Annotated in this window: 1 protein-coding gene; it reads left to right on the forward strand. The window is 42.8% G+C overall.

The window, feature by feature from the left end:
- Positions 1-694 (forward strand): IS3 family transposase (locus tag EI164_RS16605; protein ID WP_192521057.1); only part of this gene is annotated, 694 nt, incomplete at both ends.

A 694-nucleotide genomic window follows, 5' to 3' on the forward strand; every position in this document is an offset into this window, starting at 1 on the left:
ACGATCACAAACAACAATATGGAGTCGAGCCAATCTGTAGAGTATTACCGATTGCTCCATCCACATACTATCGTGCTAAAGAGCTAGAAGAAAATCCTGAAAAGCGTTCACAGCGTAGCCAGCATGACGACTTCTATCTTAATGAGATTAAACGTATTTGGAAGGACAGCAAATGCCGTTATGGTGCTCGTAAAGTCTGGAAACAGTTGAAATACGAAGGTGTACATCCTGCACGTTGCACTGTAGAGCGGTTAATGCGTCAGCATGGTATGCAGGGTATTTGGCGAGGTAAGGGTAAGGTAACCACTAAGTCTCGTGATGATCAAAAGCGTGCTGATGATTTAGTTAATCGTAACTTTAATGCCCATCGCCCTAACCAGCTATGGGTTGCTGACTTTACTTACGTTAAAACATTGAGTGGTTGGGTCTATACTGCCTTTATCATTGATGTGTTTGCTCGCGCTATCGTTGGTTGGAAAGTATCAAATCGTATGAACACGGATATGGTGATGGCAGCGTTAAATCAAGCCATTGCAGACAGAAATAACCCAAAAGATGTGATTCATCATAGTGATCGCGGCGTTCAGTACTTATCCATTCGCTATACTAATAAGATGGCTGATTCTGGCGTTATTGCATCTGTTGGTACAACCGGTGATTCATACGATAATGCATTGGCTGAAACGGTTAACGG

This window comes from Psychrobacter sp. FME13 (assembly GCF_014861395.1).
Taxonomy (GTDB): Bacteria; Pseudomonadota; Gammaproteobacteria; order Pseudomonadales; family Moraxellaceae; genus Psychrobacter.